Below are 20,545 nucleotides of genomic sequence, written 5' to 3'. Positions count from 1 at the left end.
TCCACAGGGAATAACAAAAATGAAGAAACTCCTCGGCCTGCTGGTCCTGCTATTGGCCGGCGCCGCCAGCTACCTGGCCCTCACCCCAAGCCCCATCGAACCGCTGGCCTGGCAGCCGCAACAGGCGCCGCAGATGACCGGCGTGCTGGAGCCCAACGACACCCTGATGAAGGCCGAGCTGATGGGCCAGGGGCAGATCCACGGCCCGGAAGACACCGCGGTGGACGCCCAGGGCCGGGTCTATGCAGGCCTGCATGATGGCCGGGTAATCCGCATCACCGACGGCAAGGTCGAGACCTTCACCGCCACCGGCGGCCGCCCGCTGGGCATGGACTTCGACGCCAAGGGCAACCTGATCGTCGCCGACGCCTACAAGGGCCTGCTGCGCATCGACCCGACCGGCAAGATCGAGGTGCTGACCACCGCCGCCGATGGCGTGCCGTTCGCCTTCACCGACGACCTGGATATCGCCAGTGACGGGCGCATCTACTTCACCGACGCCTCCAGCAAGTTCCAGCAGCCAGACTACCTGCTCGACCTGCTCGAAGGCCGCCCCTATGGCCGCCTGATGGTCTTCGACCCGGCCAGCGGCAAGACCGAGGTGCTGCTCAAGGACCTGTACTTCGGCAACGGCGTGGCCCTGTCGCAGAACGAGGACTTCGTCCTGGTCAACGAGACCTATCGCTACCGCATCCAGCGCTACTGGCTGAAGGGTGACAAGGCCGGTACCCACGAGATCTTCGCCGACAACCTGCCGGGCATGCCGGACAACCTACAGGGCGACCGCGCCGGCACCTTCTGGGTGGCCCTGCCGACACCGCGCAAGAGCGACGCCGACTTTCTGCAGAACCAGCCGTGGATCAAGGCCCAGCTGGCCAAGCTGCCGCGCGCGCTGTGGCCGAAGCCGGCTTCCTACGGCCTGGCCATCGCCCTCAACGAACAGGGTGAGATCGTGCAGAGCCTGCACGACACCAGCGGCACCCATCTGCGCATGGTCACCTCGGTGAAGCCGGTGGGCGACTACCTGTATCTGGGTAGCCTGGACAATGACCGCATCGGCAAGCTGCAAATCCGTTGATAGCGGCCCCATGAAAAAGCCCGCCATTCGGCGGGCCTTTTTCGTTTCAGACCGGCTGTTCGGCCAACCTCACCGGCACCACACTCGGGGTTGGCGCCCCCAGCAGTTCCTGCATGCTCAAGCGGGTCTGCGCCATCAGCTCCGGCAACTGCTCGGGGCTATAGCGACTGGCGTCGATCGGCGCACCGATGTGCAATTGCACCGGCAAGCCCAGGTTGAAGCGCCAGGTACGCGCCGGCAGCACCTCGGAGATGCCGCGGAAGGCGATCGGGATGATGATCGCGTTGGTGCCCAGGGCCAGGTGGAAGCAGCCCTTCTTGAACGGCAGCAGCTGGCCATCCCTGGAGCGGGTGCCCTCCGGCGCCGCCCACAGGACGATGCCGCTCTCCATCATGCCGCGCGCCTTCTCCAGGTCCTTCACTGCCTGGTGGCGGTTGTGCCGGTCCACCGAGGGAAACTCGGCGGCGCGGATCGCCGAACCGAACACCGGAATGCCGAACAGCTCCTTCTTCGCCAGCATGCGGATCGAACCTGGCAGGGCGACGAAACTGGCCGGAATGTCGTAGTGGCTGGCATGGGTACTGAGCAGGATGTAGCGGCGGCCGTCATTGAAGTCCGGCATCACGCCATGCACGCTGAGGTTCATCCGTACCAGCCGCAGCAGCAGCCCCGACCAGCGCCGGGTGTAGCGATCCACGTCGGCACGACGCAAACGCCCGCACACACCGCGCAGCAGAATCAGGACGCAGTAATACAGGGTGACCAGCGCGGATCCGAGAACGACACCGACACGGCGGGCCAGGTTGGCACTCTCGATGGCAGGTTGCAGGCTGAGCATGGGGCTACCTCAAATGGCGAACCGCTGTATGAGCCGAAAAAGACGCTCGGGTTCGCTTCTGGTTATTCGTGGCTGTCCTTAAGATGCGCCTAGTCATGAATTCGACACAGGAGGTCCCATGCCCCTCGCCCAGCTGATCACCGCCGAACGCCTGCACACCAGTCTGGATCAGGCCAACCTGGTGATTCTCGATTGCCGCTTCGCCCTCGACGATCCGACCCACGGCACGCGCAGCTATGCCGAGGGGCATATTCCCGGCGCCCGCTTCGCCGACCTGGAGCACGACCTGTCGTCCGCCAAGATCAAGGGCGTGACCGGCCGTCATCCGCTGCCGCAACCCGACGCACTGATCGCCAGGCTGCGCGCCTGGGGCGTCGACAACGACTCCGACGTGGTGCTGTATGACGACGGCCCCGGCGCCTTCGCCGCCCGCGCCTGGTGGCTGCTGACCTGGCTGGGCAAGCGCGACGGCGTATGCATCCTCGACGGCGGCTTCAAGGCCTGGAAGGAAGCTGGCCTGCCACTGACCGATCAGCTGCCCGCCAACCAGCCCGGCGACTTCACTGGCCAGGCGGACACCGCGCTGCTGCTCAGCGCCGCACAACTGCAGCAACGCCTTGGCCGTGCCGAGATGACCCTGCTCGACGCCCGCGCCCTGCCGCGCTTCCGCGGCGAAGTGGAGCCGCTGGACCCGGTGGCCGGGCATATCCCGGGCGCCCAGTGCGCGGTGTTCACCGACAACCTCGGTGGCGACGGCCGCTTCCTGCCAGCCGAGCTGCTGCGCGCGCGCTTCGACGCCCTGCGCGGCGCGCGCCCGGTAGAGGAACTGGTGGCCTATTGCGGCTCGGGCGTCACCGCCTGCCACAACCTGTTCGCCATGAGCCTGGCCGGCTATCCGCTGGCGCCGCTGTACGCGGGCTCCTGGAGCGAATGGATCACCGACCCGGCACGCCCGGTGGCGACCGGCGACTGAGGCTTACTGCAGCCCGCGCAGGCGTTTGGGCGTGAGGCCCATGTAGCGACGCATCGCCGTGGTCAGCGCGCTCTGGCTGGAGAAGCCGCACTCCTCGGCGATCCGCACCAGCGGCAGCGGGCTTTCGCGCAGCATGCGCGCGGCGTTGTCGAGGCGGGTCTTGAGCAGGTACTGGTGCGGGGTCAGGCCCAGGCTGTCCTTGAACTGGGCGTGGAAATGGCTGGGGCTGAGGCAGGCCACCTGGGCCAGTTCGATCACCGTGATGCGCCGCGCCAGGTGCTCGCCGATGTAGGCATCCAGCCGTGCGATATCCAGGCCGGCCACCAGCTGCCGGCGACCTTCACCGAACAGGCGCAGGTGCAAGGCTCGCAGCAGCACCCCGCCGAGGGCACGAGCCAGGTGCTGGTCGCTGCCATAGCGGGCCAGCTCGGCGCCGGCATAGCTCAGCAGGTTCTGGAAATCGGCGTCCAGCGCCGGATAGCGCGGGCTCTCAAACAACTGGGCGAGCAATTCCAGGTCCTGCGGCGAGGTGTCCTGTTCGTCCAGATCGAGGATCAGCATGCGGTTGTCGCCCATGCCGGCGAACTCGTGCCCGGCATCGCCCGGCACCAGGCAGGCACGCATGCGGCAGACCTCGCCGCCACAGCCACTGACCTCGAATTCAGCGCGGCCCGACAACGACATCACCAGTTGATGGTGGTCATGAGCGTGGGCATGGGCCTGATCGTCGAGGCGGGCGAGACGGGCGTTGAGCATGATCCGGAGCTGCTGTCGGAAAGGGTTGCACTTTACCGGGTTGCACCCAATTTCGGCAGTATCACCGACAAACGGGAAAAGGTTGCACCTGTAGTCGTCAGGACAAATCGTTGAAATGCCGTCGGGGTCACCCCATCTAACTGCCTACCACCGATTGCCCTGCAAGGACCGTCATGAGCGACAGTTCCGACTACATCGAAGCCGAGATCACCCCGCAAGCCACTAGCCTGGCCCTCCCCGGGCAGTCGCTGCCGGACAAGCTGTACGTCCTGCCCATTCACAACCGTCCGTTCTTCCCGGCGCAGGTGCTACCGGTGATCGTCAGCGAAGAGCACTGGGCCGAGACCCTGGAGCTGGTGGCCAACACCGAACACAAGTGCATGGCGCTGTTCTACGTCGACCAGCCGGTGAGCGACCCGCGCCACTTCGACACCGATTCGCTCCCCGAACACGGCACCCTGGTGAAGATTCACCAGGCCAGCCGGGTGGACGGCAAGCTGCAATTCGTCGCCCAGGGCTTGGGACGGGTCAAGGTGCGCGGCTGGCTCAAGCGCCATCGCCCGCCCTACCTGGCCGAGGTGGAATATCCGCCGAGCGCCAACGACCAGCGCGACGAGGTCAAGGCCTATGGCATGGCGCTGATCAACGCGATCAAGGAGCTGCTGCCGCTCAACCCGCTGTACAGCGAGGAGCTGAAGAACTACCTGAATCGCTTCAGCCCCAACGACCCGTCGCCGCTGACCGATTTCGCCGCTGCCCTGACCACTGCCCCCGCCAGTGTGCTGCAGGAAGTGCTGGATACCGTGCCGATCCTCAAGCGCATGGAGAAGGTGCTGCCGCTGCTGCGCAAGGAAGTGGAAGTCGCACGCCTGCAGAACGAGCTGTCCGCCGAGGTCGACCGCAAGATCGGCGAGCACCAGCGCGAGTTCTTCCTCAAGGAACAGCTCAAGGTGATCCAGCAGGAGCTGGGCATCACCAAGGACGACCGTAGCGCCGACGCCGACGAATTCCACGCCCGCCTGGAGGGCAAGACCCTGCCACCGCAGGCGAAGAAACGCATCGACGAGGAGCTGGGCAAGCTGGCCATCCTCGAGACCGGCTCGCCCGAATACGCGGTGACCCGCAACTACCTGGACTGGGCGACCGCCCTGCCCTGGGGCGTGTTCGGCCAGGACAAGCTCGACCTCGGCCACGCCCGCCAGGTGCTCGACAAGCACCACGCCGGCATGGAGGACATCAAGGCGCGCATTACCGAGTTCCTCGCCGTCGGCGCCTTCAAGGGCGAGATCTCCGGCAGCATCGTATTGCTGGTCGGCCCGCCCGGCGTGGGCAAGACCAGCATCGGCAAGTCCATCGCCGAGTCCCTCGACCGGCCGTTCTACCGTTTCAGCGTGGGCGGCATGCGCGACGAGGCGGAGATCAAGGGCCACCGCCGCACCTACATCGGCGCCATGCCCGGCAAGCTGGTGCAGGCGCTCAAGGAAGCCGAGGTGATGAACCCGGTGATCATGCTCGACGAGATCGACAAAATGGGAGCCAGCTACCAGGGCGACCCGGCCTCGGCGCTGCTGGAGACCCTCGATCCGGAGCAGAACGTCGAGTTCCTCGACCATTACCTGGACCTGCGCCTGGACCTGTCCAAGGTGCTGTTCGTGTGCACCGCCAACACCCTCGACTCCATCCCCGGCCCGCTGCTCGACCGCATGGAGGTGATCCGCCTGTCCGGCTACATCGCCGAGGAGAAGCTGGCCATCGCCAAGCGCCACCTGTGGCCGCGCCAGCTGGACAAGGCCGGGGTGAAGAAAACTCAGCTGAGCATCAGCGATACCGCGCTCAAGGCGGTGATCGAGGGCTACGCCCGCGAGGCCGGCGTGCGCCAGCTGGAGAAACAGCTGGGCAAGCTGGTGCGCAAGGCGGTGGTCAAGCTGCTCGACGAACCCGGCACGCCGGTGAAGATCGGCCCCAAGGACCTGGAAGGCTACCTCGGCATGCCGCTGTTCCGTGGCGAGCAGGTGCTCTCCGGCACCGGCATCATCACCGGCCTGGCCTGGACCAGCATGGGCGGCGCCACCCTGCCGATCGAGGCCACGCGCATCCACACGCTCAACCGCGGCTTCAAACTCACCGGCCAGCTCGGCGAGGTGATGAAGGAGTCGGCGGAGATCGCCTACAGCTACGTCACCGCCAACCTGAAGAAGTACGGCGGCGATCCGGCCTTCTTCGACCAGGCCTTCGTCCACCTGCATGTACCGGATGGCGCCACGCCCAAGGACGGCCCCAGTGCCGGCATCAGCATGGCCAGCGCCCTGCTCTCCCTGGCGCGCAAGCAGGCACCGAAAAAAGGTGTGGCGATGACTGGCGAGCTGTCGTTGACCGGTCAGGTGATGCCGATCGGCGGCGTGCGTGAAAAGGTGATCGCCGCGCGGCGACAGAAGATCTTCGAGCTGATCCTGCCAGAGGCCAACCGAGGCGACTTCGCCGAGCTGCCGGACTACCTGAAAGCGGGAATCACCGTGCACTTCGCCAAACGCTACGCCGACGTGGCCAAGGTGCTGTTCGGCTGATCCGGCCGCCCGCTATGCTGTGCAGGTTTTCGATCGACAGGAGTCCGCCATGAACCGTGCCCACCGCCTGCTGCTGCCCTGCGGCCTCGCCCTGCTGGCCGCCTGCACCTCGCAGCCCAAGCCCAGCGTCAGCGTGGAGGAGAAGCAGCTGGGCAAATGCCCGATGCAGCTGCACGCCGGCCAGACCCTGACCGTGACGCTGCCAAGCAACCCCACCACCGGCTTCCGCTGGGTGGTGGCCGACGCTGCTCCCGGCGTGCTGCGCAGCCTCGGCCCGGAGGTCTACGTGACGCCGGAAGACGCCGGCCTGGTCGGCGCTGGCGGCCAGTCCAGCTGGCGCTACCAGGCCTTCCAGCCTGGCGAAGGGCGCCTGCTGATGCAGTACCGCCGCCCCTGGGAAGTCGAAGTGGCGCCGGCCAAGATTATTGACTGCAAGATCCAGGTACGCTGATCGGCATGCCAGGCCAGTTCATCCAGAGGCAACGGCTGCGCTTTTCTAACTGGTGGCATTCGCCCATCCGCAGACGAGATCGCGCGCTAGGAGCCGTGATCGGCGCTCTGGCTGGCTTCTGGATAGCCGGCCTAGGTTGCCTGGCGCTCGCCACACTACCCGCCTCGCTGGGCCAGCTCGCACTCTGGGCACTGGGCGGCCTAATGCTCGGCGCCACCTTCGGCTCCCGCTACCCTCGACTGGCAACCTGCCTGCTCCTGCCCTTCAGCCTCTTCGGCGTCAGCTCCTGACGCGATAAGCCAACCCGGCTGGCATACCTCGTACTGGCCTCGGCCAGCGCGATGACAATAATGGGCGCAAACAACAAGAGAGCTTTGCCATGCGCCCATTGCTTCTACTCGTCGCCCTCGCTGGCGTCGTCCTGTTCCTGCTCGGCCACCAACTCGAACTGCCCTGGCTGCGCCTGCTGAGCAAGCCGCTGCCGGTGATCTGCCTGCTGATCTGGCTGCATGAGGCGCCCGCAGGTGCCTATCGGCGCTGGATCGGCATAGGTCTGGTTCTCTCTCTGCTCGGTGACATGCTGCTGGAATGGCCGGCTGACCTATTCGTGTTCGGCCTGGGCGCCTTCCTGCTCGCCCACCTCGCCTACCTCGTGGCCTACCTGGGCGACACCCGGCGCCTGGCGCCCTTCGACCTGCTGATTGCCGCAGCGGCGGCTGGCGGCATGTTCTTCGTGCTGGCGAGTAGCGGGCTCGGCCAACTGCTGCTGCCGGTGGCGCTCTACAGCCTGGCCATCGGCGCCATGCTCTGGCGCGCCCTGGCGCGTGTCGGCCAGGTCGCCAGTCGCTCGGCCTGGCTGGCTGCTGCCGGCGCGGCGCTGTTCGTGCTGTCGGACAGCCTGATCGGCATCAACCGCTTCGTCGCGCCGTTCGACGGCGCACGCTACGCCATCATCCTCAGCTACTGGCTGGGCCAGTTCGGTATCGCCGCCTCGGCGGTGGTACTGGCCTCACGCGCACGTCAGGAAGAAGGTGCCTCCTCGGCACCATCCATCTCGCGGCTGTAGATGCACAGGCGGTTACGCCCAGTGCGTTTGGCCTGGTACAGCGCGGTATCGGCGGCGTGCAGCAGGCGATCCATCTCGCTGCCGTCTTCCGGGAACCAGGCCAGGCCCAGCGAGATGTTGATCGGCCCCAGCGGCTGGCCGCCATAGCGCACCTGCAGGCGGCTGACCGCCACGCGCAGCGCCTCGCAGCGGTCGATGGCGTCCTCGCGACCGATCTCCGGCATCACCAGGCAGAACTCCTCACCGCCGTAGCGGCAGGCCAGGTCGCTGGTGCGCACGTTGCGTTTCATCTCCAGCGCCAGGCTGCGCAGCACCATGTCCCCAGCCTCGTGACCGAAGGTGTCGTTGAAGCGCTTGAAGTGGTCGACATCGAGCAGCACCACCGCCACCGGCGACTGCTTGCGCGAGGCGCGTAGCAGTTCGCGACGCAGGGTCTCGTCGAGGAAGCGGCGGTTGTGCAGACCGGTCAGCGCATCCACCAGCGACTGCTGGCGCAAGCTCTCGCGCAGCGACAGGTTGGAGACGCCCAGCGACACCTGCTCGGCGAACGCCTCGGCCAGCTCGAGATCGGCCGAGCGTTCGCCGGCCAGGGTCAGCACGCCGAGCGGCTCGCCCTGCGCCATCAGCGGCACGCAGACGTAGCCGTGCGCGGCCATCGGCGTCCCCTCCAGATGCGGGCACAACAGGTCCCTGGCCGGGTCTGCCACCTGGTGGCTCTGGCCCCGGCGGATCGCCCAGCAGGAATGCGGCTCGAACAGCTCAGCGCCCTGCGCCCAGCCGCCCCAGTGGGCAACGTCCTCCAGGACGTCTCGCGAGGGATGGTAGAGGGTCAGGCTGCCGGTGTTCTGCGGAAAGAGCTGCTCGGCGAAGCGCCCGACGATGCTGTAGCACTCGTCGAAGCGGGTGATCGAGTGCAGTGCTCCGGCCATGCGGCTGAGCAGGGAAATCTCGCGATTACGCAGCTCCAGACGCTGCATGCCGGTGGACAGCTGCTCGCTGAGCAGACGCAGGTTCTCCCGCGCCTTCTTCCCTTCCCTGAGGGTGCGGAAGGTGAAGTGGAACAACAAGGCGATCACCGCCAGGTCGAGTATGGCGATCAATACCAGCAGCCCCATCACGATCTGCTGCTGCCACTCGCGACGCGACTCCAGCACCGACATGCGGCTCTTCAGCTCGCCCTGCATGTGGTCGACCTGCATGCGGATGCTGTCCATCAGGCGCTTGCCGCGGCCCTGGCTGATCAGCTCGCTGGCGGCCTGCATGCCCTGCTCGCGGCGCAGGCTGATGACACCGTCGAAATAGGTACGCTGCTCGGCCAGCACCGGCCGCAACGCCTCGAGCTGCCCCAATAGCTTCGGGTCATCGGCCAGGAGGATCTGCAATTCCTGCAGCAGCTCGTCGACCTCGGCATAGCCCTGGTAGAGCGGAGAGAGGAAATCCTCGCGACCGCTGATGACGAAGCCACGCTGGCCGGTCTCGCCATCCACCAGCGCCGACAGCAGCAGCTCGCTGCGCTCCAGCAGGTCTTCATCGCGCTCGTAGAGGGCGCTCGTTGCATCCATCCAGCGCCCGCCCATCAATGGCAGCAGCAGGTTGAGGCTGAGCATGAAGAGCGCCAGCAGGAAGCCGGCCTGAAGTCGCGTCACCGTTCGCATGTTCCAGCAATCCCTCTGTACTTCTCGTTCAATAAGAGTAACCGCTGCGCCGGGGTTAGCCACGATTTTCCAGCCATCGCCGACAACGACCATCTGTCTCATCCATGAGACGGCAGCCACTCGGCAAATCGTCTATAGAGAAAGGCGGGTCCATTGAAGGAGGCTGCCATGCAAGGCAATTCGTGGGTGCTGTTGACGCTATCCCTGCTCCTGCTTCCCGGCTGCGGCAGCCTGTTGCCCAGCGAGCGCGCCGAAGTGGCATCGCCCTTCAGTGACTACCTGGATGCGGAAATCCGCTACTCCCAGGCACAGCCCGGCAAGACCACCCGCTCAGAACTGTTCGCCCTGGGCTTCGACCCGCTGGCCGAGGGCAACGGCAAGATGCTCTCGTTCATCGATATCCGCCTGATGTTCGTCCAGCCCAACGTGCCCATCGCCTACCTGCCGGACGGCCTGGTGCAGTGCCTGGAAGCCAAGGACCGCTGCGTCGGCTATGCCTTCGACTTCAACAAGACCGACACCCAGCGCGTGGGCAGCTTCTGGGCCGACGTGTTCAACTTCCGCAAGCAGCGCGAGCTGCAGGGCTGGGCCTTCCGCGCCGTGTTCGTGATGGTCGACGACACCCTGGTGCACAAGGTCAGCAACGGCGAACCGAACATCCGACGCTACGAGGTCAAGCGCAATCCGCTGGGCCCGCTGCAGGGCGCCGGTGAGTTCTTTTCCGACCAGCTGAAGTGATGACGGTTGGGCCGCGGCGCTCTCTTGGCTAGAATGCCGGCCTTTTCCGCAGCCGACCGATCACCGTGAAACAGCAGCCCGACCGCCTCTTCGCCCAGCCCCTGGACCAGGTGCCGGACTTCGTCTTCAACGAGGACGTGGCCAAGGTCTTCCCGGACATGATCAAGCGTTCGGTGCCGGGCTACCCGACCATCGTCGAGAACCTCGGCGTGCTGGCCGCGCAGTTCGCCCAGCCGCACAGCGCCCTGTATGACCTGGGCTGCTCCCTCGGCGCCGTGACCCAGGCCCTGCGCCGCCACGTGAAGACCGACGACTGCCGGGTGATCGCCGTGGACAACTCGCATGCCATGGTCGAGCGCTGCTCGGAGTACCTGCACGCCCAGGACGCCATGTTCCAGGAGCTGCTGCCGGTCGAGGTGATCGAGGCCGACATCCTCGCCCTGGACTTCCAGCCCGCCTCGCTGGTGGCGCTGAACTTCACGCTGCAGTTCGTTGCCCCGGAGCAACGCCAGGAGTTGCTGGCCCGCATCCGCCAGGCCCTGCTGCCGGGCGGCGCGCTGATCCTCTCGGAGAAACTGCGTTTCGAGGACGACGCCGAGCACGCCCTGCTCGGCGAGCTGCACCTGGCGTTCAAGCGTGCCAATGGCTACAGCGAGCTGGAAATCGCGCAGAAGCGCAGCGCCATCGAGAACGTGATGAAACCGGACAGCCTGGAGCAGCACCGCGAGCGCCTGCTCGCCGCGGGCTTCAGCAAGGTCGTGCCCTGGTTCCAGTGCCTCAACTTCGCCTCGCTGATCGCCCTGCCATGATCTTCCGCCGCCTCGACCTCGACGCCCTGCAACAGCAACTGGCCGGCTCTCCGCTACAGGATTGGGCTGCCGGCCTGCCCGGCCAGCTCGATGCCAAGCTCGCCGCCGGCCATGGTGACCTGGAACGCTGGTATGCCGCCGTGGAGGCGCTGCCGAAGCTCACACCTGCGCATGCCGAACTGAAAGACGCCCTGCGCCTGGAGGCCGCCTGCGACGAGGCTACCCAGGCCACACTGAAGACCGCACTGCAGGGCCTGATTCCCTGGCGCAAAGGCCCCTTCGACCTGTTCGGCGTGCATATCGACACCGAATGGCGCTCGGACTGGAAGTGGACGCGGGTCGCACCGCACCTCGACCTGGCCGGAAAGCGCATCCTCGATGTCGGCTGTGGCAACGGCTACTACATGTGGCGCATGCTCGGCGCCGGCGCCGACAGCGTGGTCGGCGTCGACCCCAACTGGCTGTTCCTCAACCAGTTCCTCGCCGTGAAGAACTACCTGCCCGACGCCCCGGCCTGGCACCTGCCGCTGGCCCTGGAAGAGCTACCGGCCAAGCTGGAAGGCTTCGACACCGTGTTTTCCATGGGCGTGCTCTACCACCGCCGCTCGCCCATCGACCACCTGCTCGACCTCAAGGACAAGCTGGTGCGCGGCGGCGAACTGGTGCTGGAGACCCTGGTGGTCGAGGGAGACGCCCAGCAGGTGCTGGTGCCCGAAGACCGCTACGCGCAGATGCGCAACGTCTGGTTCCTGCCCTCGGTGCTGGCGCTGGAGTTGTGGCTGCGCCGCGCCGGCTTCGTCGACGTGCGCTGCGTGGACGTCTCCACCACCAGCGTGGAAGAGCAACGTGCCACCGACTGGATGCGCTTCCAGTCGCTGCCCGACTTCCTCGACCCAGCCGACCACAGCCGCACCATCGAGAACCTGCCGGCGCCGACCCGTGCCGTGCTGCTGGCGCGCAAACCCTGAGTTCTAGATAAGCGGCAGGCGCCCGGCCTGCCGCCACTGGGCCGGCGTGCTGCCAAGCTCGCGCTTGAACAGGCGCACGAAGAAGCTGGTGTTCTCGTAACCCACCTCGTAGGCAATCTCCTTGACGCTCAGGCGCGTGGCGATCAGCAGTTTCTTCGCCTTGTCGATGCGCACCCGCTGCAGATACAGATTGGGCGAGATGCACGTGGCGACCTGGAAGCGCCGCTTCAGGTTGCGCTCGCTGAAGCCGAAGCGCCGCGCCAGCTCCTCGATACGCAGCGGCTCCGCATGCCGCGCCTCGATCCACTCCTGCACCCGCAGCACCGCCTCGTCTTGGTGATTGCGATGCCCCGGCAGCAGCGGCTGCAGGTGACGCGGCTCGGATACCAACAGATGAGCCGCGCAGAGCTGGGCGAACTGGTCGCCACGGTCGGCGGCCAACAGCGCCAGCAACGCGTCGAGGCCACCGTTGAGCGAACCGGCACTGTAGACGGCGCCGACCTGTACATAGGACTCGTGAGCGGTGAAGCGGCAACGTGGGAACACGGCCTGCAGACGGCGCAGGTAAGCCCAGTGGGTCGCCAGCAGCACCCCATCGACCAACCCGGTGGCGGCCAGCAGGCAGCTGCCCGTGGTCAGTGCCAACACCGGTGCACCACGGCGCAGGTGCTCACCCAGCCAGGCGACCATGTTCTCCGCGCCCTTCAGCAGCCCGTCGATACGCGGCCCCTCCAGCGCCGGAACGATGACCAGGTCGTACACCTGCCCCGCCGCCATGCGAGCGTCCGCCGGTACCTGCGGCCCGCTGGCGCTGGCCACCGGTGCGCCGTCCTCGGTGAGTATCTCCACCGCATAGCCCTGGCCCAGGCCGACATGCGCCTCGAGCAACGCGACGATGCGAAAGAAGTCCCTGGCCGAGTACAGGCTCATGGCCCAGCAACCTGGGAAGGCGAGGATGGCGATGCGCTTCATGGCGTCTCTCATGGCCCGATCGGACTACAGATTAACCCGATCGGCGATGCTCCTGCTGCTGGCGTATCACTAGGATTGGCGACACCAGCAGCACGGACAGCAACGACATGCAGACATCCTCTTACGCCAAAAACGACCACTTCGCCCAATGGCTGGAGGTGGAGCATCTGGACAGCAGCTTCAGCGGCGCCCGCTGCCGCCTGCGCATCCTTCCGCAGCACCGCAACGGCCTGGGCACACCCCACGGCGCGGTGATCTTCGCCCTGGCCGACATCGTCTTCGCCTGTGCCTGCAATGCCAGCGAAGCCAGCTACATCGGCCTGCAGGCCGACATCCGCTACCTCAACCGCGCCAGCGGCGACGAACTGATCGCGCACGCCGAACTGGTCGGCGCCTCGGGCCGCCTCGCCCATTACCAGATCAGCGTCAACGATGCGCCGGGCAACCGGGTCGCTCTGATCAGCGCCTCGGCCTACCGGTTGCCGCAACCATGAGCGAGGACAGCTGGATCGACAGCCCTGGCGGCCGCCTGTTCGCCCGCCGCTGGCAGCCCGAAGGCGCGCCACAGAGTGCCCCGCTGATACTGCTGCACGACTCGCTGGGCTGCATTGAGCTATGGAGAGACTTCCCCGAGCGCCTGGCACAAGCCACGAGCCGCACGGTGATCGCCTACGACCGCCTGGGCTTTGGCCGCTCCGGCAGGCACCCTGGGCAACTGGGCTTCGACTTCATTGCCGCCGAGGCGCGGCATGGCTTCGCCGCGGTCTGCCAGCACTTCGCCCTGGAACGCTTCGTCGCCCTCGGCCACAGCGTCGGTGGCGCTATGGCCAGCGAATGCGCAGCCGCCTTGCCGCAACGCTGCCAGGCCCTGATCACGCTGGCGGCGCAAACCCTGGTCGAGCCATGCACCCTGGCGGGGATACGTACCGCCGCTCGGACCTTCGCCCAGCCGGGGCAACTGGAGCGGCTGCAGCGCTATCACGGCGACAAGGCAGCCTGGGTGCTGGATGCCTGGGTCGATACCTGGCTGGCGGACGAGTTTCGTGGCTGGAGCCTGGACGAGACGCTGGCGAAAGTGCGCTGCCCGCTGCTGGCGATCCATGGCGAGCACGACGAGTACGGCTCGCGGCTACACCCCGAACGCTTCGCCGCACTGGCGGCAGGCCCCACGCAAATGCTGATCCTGCCCGGCTGCGGCCATGTTCCGCAGCGCGAGCGCCCGGAACAGGTGCTGCAGGCGGTGGCCCGCTTCCTCAGCCGCTAAAAGACTCAGACCAGCTCGATGCGGTCGTCGTGGATGCGGATCAGGCCCTGCTTGAACAGCCCGCCGATGGCCTTCTTGAAGTTACCCTTGCTGACGCTGAAGATCTTGCTGATGGCCTCGGGCGAGCTCTTGTCGGACAGCGCCAGGCTGCCGCCGGCGTCACGCAGTGCGGTGAGTATCTGCTCGGACAGATCGTCGCGGGCCTGCTGACCAACCTGCTGCAGGCTCAGGCTGATCTTGCCATCGGCGCGCAGCTCCTTGATGAAGCCCTTCTCCTGGGAGCCGCCACGCAGGAACTTGAACACCTCGTTCTTGTGGATCAGGCCCCAGTGCTGGCCGTTGATGATGGCCTTGAAGCCCAGGTCGGTCTGCTCCACCACCAGCAGGTCGACTTCCTGACCGACCTGGTAGTTCGGTGGGGTCTTGTCCAGGTACCGGTCCAGGCGCGCAGTGGCGGTAATGCGCCGGCTGCGGTCGAGGTAGGCGTGCACCACGCAGTAATCGCCGACCTGCAGCGGGCGCTTCTCCTCGGAGTGCGGCATCAGCAGGTCCTTGGACAGGCCCCAGTCGAAGAACAGACCGATGCGATTGATATCCACCACCTTGAGGCTGGCGAAGCCACCGACCTGCAGTTTGGGCTTCTCGGTGGTGGCGATCAGGCGATCCTCGCTGTCCAGGTAGATGAACACGTTGAGCCAGTCGCCCACCTCGCAGGGCTCACCCTTGGGGATGTAGCGCTTGGGTAGGAGAATCTCGCCGTCGGCGCCGCCGTCGAGAAAGAGGCCGAAGTCGGCCAGCTTGGCCACCTGCAGAGAGTTGAAGCGCCCGATCAGAGCCATGGTCATCACCCGAAGCAAAAGTTCGACATTTTAGGGTCTGTTAGCGCTTCGCCGCGACCGCGACGGCGCCTATTTTTGCGCGGAGCTAGGCGCGAGATGCGAAATTTGGCATTCCAAATGAGCCATCGAGTAACAACGCCCCGCACAAAAATGGGCCCGTCCCTGCGGGTTGCGCGGAAAATCTCGCCATGCGTTGTTGTGGGACTTGCCAAGGGAATGACCATTGCCTGCGTCCCACGCCTATCCTGGCGAGATTTTTCGCAGCAACGCGGCTTGCGCCGAAGCGTTAACAGACCCTTACCGCACGTCACCCTCAGCAGCATGCTGATACAGCAGTGGCTAGCGCTTATCACGAGCTTGTTTCAAAATCATGGCAGGCCGCAAAACTTCGGCCCCGCCCATCTGTCTGAATGACACGGACTCTCGCTGCCTTATCTCAGGAGCTCCTGTGCACCGTCCTAGTCGCTGGCTGCCGTATCCTGCCGCGTCCCTTCTGGCCCTCGGCTCGCTGTTCCTCCTGCTGCCCATTGCCTGCCGCTACTGGCTGGGCTGGTCGAGCTGGCCAGGCTATGTCTCAGACCTGGGCATCGGCGGGCTGCTCCTGCTGCTGTGCTATCGCCGCCCCCTGCTGGCCGCGCCGCTGGCCGCCGCCTGGGCGCTGTTGCTGCTGAGCAACGCCGAACTGATCAATGCCGTGGGGCGCATGCCCGAGCCCAGCGACATCAAGTACCTCACCGACCCGCAATTCGTCAGCCAGTCCACCCAGGGCAGTGGCATCCGTTACCCGCTGATGGCCGGCGCGCTGGTCATCGCCGTGCTGGCCTGCCTGCTGCTCGGTCGCCGTCAGGGGCCGAAGATTCCCCGCTACGCCTACGTACTGCCGGTCGCCCTGCTGCTCGGCCATGCTGTCGACCAGTACGTCGAGCCCAGCGAGGAAGACCAGTGGCGCCTGTTCAACCTGCCGCACAAGGTGCTGGCCGAGGGCGTCAGCCGCGCCCGCGTCGCCCTCGAAGACCGCTGGTACGCCAGTGACGAGTCCGGCCTGCCGCCGGATATCGATGGCCTGACCAAGCTGGACCTGTCCGGCACGCCACTGCTGCCCGGCGGCGGCAAGGCGCGCAACGTGCTGATCGTCACCCTGGAAGGCATTCCCGGCGCCTATATCGCCAAGAATCGCCAGCTGATCGGCAGCCATTACGAAGAAGACCTGATGCCGCGCCTGAGCGAATGGGCCGAGCGCAGCATGACCACCCCGGACTATGTGCTGCACAGCCACCAGACCATCCGCGGCCTGTACGCCATGCTCTGTGGCGACTACAGCAAGCTGGATTCCGGCACGCCCAAGGGCGTCGAGCTGCTCAACAGCCAGACCCGCAACCAGCAATGCCTGCCCAACCAGCTGCGCGCCATGGGCTTCCGCACCCACTTCCTGCAGGGCGCCGGGCTGCGCTTCATGGCCAAGGACCAGATCATGCCGCACATGGGCTTCGAGAAGACCAATGGCCGCGACTGGTTCAAGAACAAGCCGTACCTGGAATTCCCCTGGGGCATGGACGACAAGGCCTACTTCGAGGGTGCGCTGAAGTACGTCAAGCAGCTGCGCCAGGACAGGCAGCCGTGGATGCTCACCCTGCTCACCGTCGGTACCCACCAGCCCTACTCCGCGCCCAAGGAATACCTGGAGCGCTACCCCACCGCCAAGCAGGCTGCCATCGGCTACCTGGACGACGCGGTGGCCGACTTCCTCAAGGGCCTGGAAAAACAGGGCGTGCTCAAGGACACCCTGGTGATCGTCACCTCGGATGAATCCCACGGTCTGGAGAACGTGCGTCTGGCCTCGGCCTGGGGCTTCAACCTGGTGCTGTCGCCGGATGCCGACAAGCTGCCCAAGGTGAAGTCGGGCGTGTACGGCCACGTCGACCTGACCGCCTCGGTGCTCGACTACTTCGACCTGCCGGTACCCGACAACATCGCCGGCCGCTCGCTGTTCCGTGACTACAGCACGCCGCGCGAGATCATGTCCTACACCAACGGCCTGCTGCGCCAGCACGACGGCAAGGTGTTCACCGAGTGCAACTTCCAACAGGTCTGCCGTCGTTACGAGAGCAGCGGCTTCATCGCCGACCATGCCAAGTACCTGGGCCGCGTCAGCGGGCGCCAGGCGCGCCTGGTCAGCCAGCGTGCCGCCCTCCTCGACCAGTCCATCACCGGCGGGCAGATCGGTCAGCGCTACCAGTTCGCCAACCGCGAGCGCATCGACCTCAAGCCCGAATCGCGTGACGACTGGGCGGACAACCTGATCGGCGCCCAGTACCTGGAAATGCCCAAGGGCACCCGCACCCGCGTGACCCTGAAGATCGAGGCCGTGCGCCTGGACCGCAACGGCGCTGCGCTGCGCCTGCTGACCAAGGAGTTCGACCGCAACAACGAACTGCCCATCCCGACGCTGCCGGCGCTCAAACGTGGCGAGAGCGTCGAGCTGAGCTTCGACTTCGACAACCCGGAGACGCGCAAAGCCTTCTCCTTCCACCTGCTCGGCGAAGGCCGTGGCGCCATCCGCATCAGCGACTTCAGCGTGGTCACCGAGCCATTGCCGCCGGAGCTGGTGGCCAACCAGGAAGTCGATTCGGCGATGGAGGCTGCGGCCCACTAAGAGCCTGTTGCGGATCTTTTGAGCTAGAGCCAGGCAAGGCGAAATTGGGCGAGGGCGCGGAGTTTACGTGCTGTAAATTAGCAAGCCCGAGCCAATTTCAACGCGGCATGGCCGACGATCAAGAGATCCGAGACAGGTTCTAAGCAGGCCGCCGCCCTACTTGATCAAACCCAGGCGGATCAGCTTGCCGTCCGCCGCATCGGTCAGCAGGTACAGATAACCATCGGGGCCCTGGCGCACGTCGCGGATGCGCCAGTCCTTGCCTTTCAGTAGGCGCTCCTCATGCACCACCTGATCGCCGTCCAGCCGCAGGCGAATCAGCGACTGATCAGCCAGCGCGCCGATGAACAGGCTGTTCTGCCAGGTCGGGAAGCGCTCGGCTGAGTAGAAGGCCATGCCGGAAATCGCCGGCGACTTCTCCCACACATGGTGCGGCGCCTCGGTGCCGGCTACCTGCTCGCCTTCCGCCTCGGGGATCGGCAGGAAGCTGTAATTGACCCCGTGGGTCGCCTTGGGCCAGCCGTAGTTCAAGCCCTGGCGCGGGATATTGATCTCGTCGCCACCGCGCGGGCCGTGCTCATGCAGCCAGAGATCGCCGCTCCAGGGATTGAGCGCCAAGCCCTGGGGGTTGCGATGGCCATAGGACCAGATTTCCGGACGCACGCCCTCGCGGCCGATGAAAGGGTTGTCCGGCGGTACGCCACCACCCGGCAGCAGCCGCACCAGCTTGCCCTGCAGCTTGTCCAGCTCCTGCGCGGTGGCGCGCTGGTTGTTCTCGCCCAGCGTGACGAACAGCTGCCCTTGGCGATCAAAGGCCAGCCGCGAGCCGAAATGGATGCCCTCGGACAGCTTGGGCTGCTGGCGGAAGATCACCTGGAAGTTCTCCAGGCCGCTCATGTCCTCCTTCAGGCGGCCGTAGCCCACGGCGGTACCAGCCCGCTCGCCCTCCGCATCGGCCTCGGCGTAGCTGAGGTAGACCAATCGATCCGTGGCGAAGCCCGGCGACAACACCACGTCGAGCAGCCCGCCCTGGCCCCGCGCATACACCGCCGGCACGCCGCCCAGCGGCGCACTCAGCTGCCCCTGATCATTCAGCCAGCGCAGCCGCCCCGGCCGCTCGGTGATCAGGCTGCCCTGCCCCTGTGGCAGGAACGCCACAGCCCAGGGATGCTCCAGGCCGCCAGCCACCTCGGTCAGCTGCAGTTCGCCAAGCTCGCTGCGCTCGGCGTCAGCCTCGGCAAGCGGTGCCAACGCCAGCAACGCGCTCGCGCTCAGGGATGCCAGTATCTGTCTCATGCCAGTCCTCCTTTTTCGCTGGCTACTCTTGTAGCGCAATCCCGGCATCCGCCCCAGGCCGGGTACAATGCCTTTCATTTCCTGATGTGACACTCGCCGCCATGACCGAAGCCGAACGCCTTTCCAAGCGCCTGATCCAGCTCACCTCCTGCTCGCGGCGCGAGGCCGAGCTGTATATCGAGGGGGGCTGGGTCACGGTGGACGGCCAGGTGATCGAAGAGCCGCAGCACCCGGTCTCGAACGAGCAGATCGTGCTGCTGCCCGGCGCCAAGGCCGAGACCCAGCCGCCGATCACCCTGCTGCTGCACAAGCCGGTCGGCCTGGGTTGCGGCATGGGCGCCAACTCCACCCAGCAACTGCTCAGCCACGACCACCACTGGAGCGAAGACGCCAGTGGCATCCGCCCGCTGCACCGCCATCTGCGCCGCCTGGAGCTGCTCACCCCGCTGGAAACCGACGCCAGCGGCCTGCTGGTGTTCAGCCAGAGCCACGCGGTGCAGCGTCTGTTCAAGGAAAAGGGCGCTGAACTGGAGCAGGAGTACCTGGTGGACGTGGCCGGCAGCCTCGATGAAAAGGGCCTCAAGCGCCTGTCCTTCGGCCTCAGCTACAAGGGCGTGACCATCCCGCCATGCAAGGTCAGCTGGCAGAGCGAGACGCGCCTGCGCTTCGCCATCAAGGCGGTGCAACCGGGTCAGCTGCGCTACATGTGCGAGAGCGTCGGCCTGCAGGTGCTGGGTATCCGCCGACTGCGCTTCGGCCGCACCGGCTTGGCCAAGGTGCCGGCCGGCCAGTGGCGCTACCTGGGACTCCACGAGAAGTTCTGATCAGTAGTCGGCGTAGCGCCGCTCGATCTCCAGGTACTCGCCACTGGCACGGATCGCCGCCAAACCGCGATTGAAACGCTCACGCTGTTCCTGCAAACGGAAGCCCACGCTGTAGGCGGTTGGCGGGAACAGCATGTACTGGGTAACCGCCTGGCCGGTGTCGACCTGCTCGCCGACCTCGCGATTGAAGTAGCGCATGATCCGCGGATCACCCACCACCACATCGACCCGACCGCTGTAGAGCAGGCGATTACGATTGATCTGCTGCGCCTCCTCGCGGTAGTGCGGATTGGCCTCGGCCATGGCCTGGAACTCGGGCCCTAGCAGGTGCCGCGCGCGCTGGAAGGTGCTGATGGAGTAGCGCCCCAGGTCGGCAATGCTGTTGATGCGGTAGCCCCGCGTGGACAACGCCAGGGCGACGTTCTGGCAATGGATATAGGGCTCGGAGTAGAAGGCGTCGACGCCGCTGAAGGCATTGGTGGTGGCGATGCCATCCAGCTCGCCGCGGGTGATGGCCAGGTGCAGGCGCTCCATCGGCGCATAGCGCACCGCCACCTCCTGGCCGGTGGCTCGCACCGCGGCAACCACTATCTCGTACTCCAGCCCGCGGCTCAGTCCCTCGAACACATAGGGCGGCTTGTGCGTGCCGAAACCGATGCGCAACGGCTCCGCCATCACGGCCGGCGCCATCAACAGCCACAACCACGGCCACACGCGAGCAGGCATAGGGTTCCCCTTGATCGTCTTCCTAGCATAGGGGCTGACGGGTAACCGGCGCCATCAGCCAAGCGTATGCCGGCC

19 protein-coding genes are annotated in these 20,545 nt (G+C 66.1%); 12 read left to right on the top strand and 7 right to left on the bottom strand.

The window, feature by feature from the left end:
- Positions 1–19 precede the first annotated feature (19 nt).
- Positions 20–1,078, top strand: a complete 1,059-nt coding sequence (locus PTT45_RS15535) for an SMP-30/gluconolactonase/LRE family protein (protein ID WP_273814444.1) — start codon at positions 20–22, stop codon at positions 1,076–1,078.
- Positions 1,079–1,124: 46 nt separating this feature from the next.
- Here the strand turns inward: PTT45_RS15535 and PTT45_RS15530 are convergent, their stop codons facing one another.
- Positions 1,125–1,916, bottom strand: a complete 792-nt coding sequence (locus tag PTT45_RS15530) for a lysophospholipid acyltransferase family protein (protein ID WP_273814443.1) — start codon at positions 1,914–1,916, stop codon at positions 1,125–1,127.
- A gap of 118 nt (positions 1,917–2,034) precedes the next feature.
- Between PTT45_RS15530 and PTT45_RS15525 the strand changes: the two genes are divergently transcribed.
- A complete protein-coding gene (locus tag PTT45_RS15525; RefSeq protein ID WP_273814442.1) occupies positions 2,035–2,889 on the top strand; it encodes a sulfurtransferase in 855 nt (284 codons plus the stop codon).
- A 3-nt stretch (positions 2,890–2,892) separates the two neighbouring features.
- Here the strand turns inward: PTT45_RS15525 and PTT45_RS15520 are convergent, their stop codons facing one another.
- The gene (locus PTT45_RS15520; protein ID WP_273814441.1) at positions 2,893–3,645 is read right to left on the bottom strand and encodes a helix-turn-helix transcriptional regulator; all 753 of its coding nucleotides are present in this window, start codon (positions 3,643–3,645) and stop codon (positions 2,893–2,895) included.
- Between the two features lie 173 nt (positions 3,646–3,818).
- Here PTT45_RS15520 and lon point away from each other — a divergent pair, with 173 nt between their 5' ends.
- The 3 genes from lon to PTT45_RS15505 all read left to right on the top strand — a co-directional run bounded on the left by lon (position 3,819) and on the right by PTT45_RS15505 (position 7,726).
- Positions 3,819–6,209 carry an endopeptidase La gene (gene lon, locus PTT45_RS15515; RefSeq protein WP_273814440.1) on the top strand — a complete coding sequence of 797 codons (2,391 nt, stop codon included), beginning with the start codon at positions 3,819–3,821 and terminating at the stop codon, positions 6,207–6,209.
- Positions 6,210–6,258: 49 nt separating this feature from the next.
- Positions 6,259–6,660, top strand: a complete 402-nt coding sequence (locus PTT45_RS15510) for a protease inhibitor I42 family protein (protein ID WP_273814439.1) — start codon at positions 6,259–6,261, stop codon at positions 6,658–6,660.
- Between the two features lie 379 nt (positions 6,661–7,039).
- Entirely contained in the window at positions 7,040–7,726 is a 687-nt protein-coding gene (locus PTT45_RS15505) for a lysoplasmalogenase (RefSeq protein ID WP_273814438.1), read from the top strand.
- Here the strand turns inward: PTT45_RS15505 and PTT45_RS15500 are convergent.
- The gene (locus tag PTT45_RS15500) at positions 7,681–9,372 is read right to left on the bottom strand and encodes a diguanylate cyclase (protein ID WP_273814437.1); all 1,692 of its coding nucleotides are present in this window, start codon (positions 9,370–9,372) and stop codon (positions 7,681–7,683) included. The genes PTT45_RS15505 and PTT45_RS15500 overlap by 46 nt on opposite strands.
- A 177-nt stretch (positions 9,373–9,549) precedes the next feature.
- Here PTT45_RS15500 and PTT45_RS15495 point away from each other — a divergent pair, with 177 nt between their 5' ends.
- The 3 genes from PTT45_RS15495 (at position 9,550) to cmoB (ending at position 11,896) form a co-directional block, all read left to right on the top strand.
- Positions 9,550–10,119 carry a hypothetical protein gene (locus PTT45_RS15495; RefSeq protein WP_273814436.1) on the top strand — a complete coding sequence of 190 codons (570 nt, stop codon included), beginning with the start codon at positions 9,550–9,552 and terminating at the stop codon, positions 10,117–10,119.
- A 65-nt stretch (positions 10,120–10,184) separates the two neighbouring features.
- The gene (gene cmoA, locus PTT45_RS15490) at positions 10,185–10,928 is read left to right on the top strand and encodes a carboxy-S-adenosyl-L-methionine synthase CmoA (protein ID WP_273814434.1); all 744 of its coding nucleotides are present in this window, start codon (positions 10,185–10,187) and stop codon (positions 10,926–10,928) included.
- Positions 10,925–11,896 carry a tRNA 5-methoxyuridine(34)/uridine 5-oxyacetic acid(34) synthase CmoB gene (gene cmoB / locus PTT45_RS15485; RefSeq protein ID WP_273814432.1) on the top strand — a complete coding sequence of 324 codons (972 nt, stop codon included), beginning with the start codon at positions 10,925–10,927 and terminating at the stop codon, positions 11,894–11,896. The genes cmoA and cmoB overlap by 4 nt, the downstream gene beginning before the upstream one ends.
- 3 nt (positions 11,897–11,899) lie before the next feature.
- On the opposite strand, the gene PTT45_RS15480 is transcribed toward cmoB, so the two are convergent.
- Positions 11,900–12,868: a GlxA family transcriptional regulator gene (locus tag PTT45_RS15480; protein ID WP_273814431.1), complete on the bottom strand. Its 969-nt coding sequence runs from the start codon at positions 12,866–12,868 to the stop codon at positions 11,900–11,902.
- Between the two features lie 107 nt (positions 12,869–12,975).
- Between PTT45_RS15480 and PTT45_RS15475 the strand changes: the two genes are divergently transcribed.
- Both PTT45_RS15475 and PTT45_RS15470 read left to right on the top strand, forming a co-directional pair.
- Positions 12,976–13,362, top strand: a complete 387-nt coding sequence (locus PTT45_RS15475) for a PaaI family thioesterase (RefSeq protein WP_273814430.1) — start codon at positions 12,976–12,978, stop codon at positions 13,360–13,362.
- On the top strand, positions 13,359–14,132 hold the full coding sequence (locus PTT45_RS15470; RefSeq protein WP_273814429.1) for an alpha/beta fold hydrolase: 774 nt from the start codon (positions 13,359–13,361) through the stop codon (positions 14,130–14,132). The genes PTT45_RS15475 and PTT45_RS15470 overlap by 4 nt, the downstream gene beginning before the upstream one ends.
- Before the next feature lie 5 nt (positions 14,133–14,137).
- Here the strand turns inward: PTT45_RS15470 and PTT45_RS15465 are convergent, their stop codons facing one another.
- On the bottom strand, positions 14,138–14,971 hold the full coding sequence (locus tag PTT45_RS15465; RefSeq protein ID WP_273814428.1) for a CvfB family protein: 834 nt from the start codon (positions 14,969–14,971) through the stop codon (positions 14,138–14,140).
- A gap of 448 nt (positions 14,972–15,419) precedes the next feature.
- Between PTT45_RS15465 and PTT45_RS15460 the strand changes: the two genes are divergently transcribed.
- Positions 15,420–17,624, top strand: coding sequence for an LTA synthase family protein (locus PTT45_RS15460; protein WP_273814426.1), 2,205 nt, complete (start codon positions 15,420–15,422; stop codon positions 17,622–17,624).
- 156 nt (positions 17,625–17,780) lie between these two features.
- Here PTT45_RS15460 and PTT45_RS15455 read toward each other — a convergent pair whose 3' ends face one another.
- On the bottom strand, positions 17,781–18,920 hold the full coding sequence (locus PTT45_RS15455) for a PQQ-dependent sugar dehydrogenase (protein WP_273814423.1): 1,140 nt from the start codon (positions 18,918–18,920) through the stop codon (positions 17,781–17,783).
- Between the two features lie 101 nt (positions 18,921–19,021).
- On the opposite strand from PTT45_RS15455, the gene PTT45_RS15450 reads away from it, so the two are divergent.
- On the top strand, positions 19,022–19,744 hold the full coding sequence (locus PTT45_RS15450; RefSeq protein WP_273814422.1) for an rRNA pseudouridine synthase: 723 nt from the start codon (positions 19,022–19,024) through the stop codon (positions 19,742–19,744).
- Here PTT45_RS15450 and PTT45_RS15445 read toward each other — a convergent pair whose 3' ends face one another.
- Positions 19,745–20,470 (bottom strand): substrate-binding periplasmic protein, encoded by a 726-nt coding sequence (locus tag PTT45_RS15445; RefSeq protein WP_273814421.1) that lies wholly within the window; start codon positions 20,468–20,470, stop codon positions 19,745–19,747.
- Positions 20,471–20,545 lie beyond the last annotated feature (75 nt).

Origin of the sequence: Pseudomonas sp. Gutcm_11s (assembly GCF_028649395.1) — a bacterium.
GTDB lineage: Bacteria > Pseudomonadota > Gammaproteobacteria > Pseudomonadales > Pseudomonadaceae > Aquipseudomonas.
This window is presented reverse-complemented; position numbering and strand designations above follow the sequence as displayed.